Source organism: Allochromatium humboldtianum (assembly GCF_013385175.1).
GTDB classification, from domain to species: Bacteria; Pseudomonadota; Gammaproteobacteria; order Chromatiales; family Chromatiaceae; genus Thermochromatium; species Thermochromatium humboldtianum.
Genome location: NZ_JABZEO010000074.1, coordinates 1 through 431 on the forward strand (window position 1 = coordinate 1; position 431 = coordinate 431).

Sequence of the window (431 nt, forward strand, 5' to 3'; positions counted from 1 at the left end):
AGCTCGGCGTCGTCGACCATGTCGGCCTTGTTCAGGTACACCACGATGTAGGGCACGCCGACCTGACGCGACAGCAGGATGTGCTCGCGGGTCTGGGGCATCGGGCCGTCAGCGGCCGACACGACCAGGATCGCGCCGTCCATCTGAGCGGCGCCCGTGATCATGTTCTTGACGTAGTCGGCGTGGCCGGGGCAGTCGACATGGGCGTAGTGACGCGCGTCGCTCTCGTACTCCACGTGCGCCGTGGCAATGGTGATGCCGCGCTCACGCTCTTCCGGGGCGTTGTCGATCTGGTCGTAGGCCCGCGCCTCACCACCAAACTTCTTCGCCTGATGCGTGGTGATCGCCGCCGTCAGCGTGGTCTTGCCGTGGTCGACGTGGCCGATCGTGCCAACGTTGACGTGAGGCTTGCTACGTTGAAATTTTTCTTT

At 64.0% G+C, this 431-nt stretch carries 1 protein-coding gene; it reads right to left on the bottom strand.

Annotation, left to right across the window (positions count from 1 at the left end):
• Nucleotides 1–431, bottom strand: a 431-nt coding sequence (locus HW932_RS21545; RefSeq protein ID WP_176978493.1) for a GTP-binding protein, incomplete at both ends; no start/stop codon positions are given.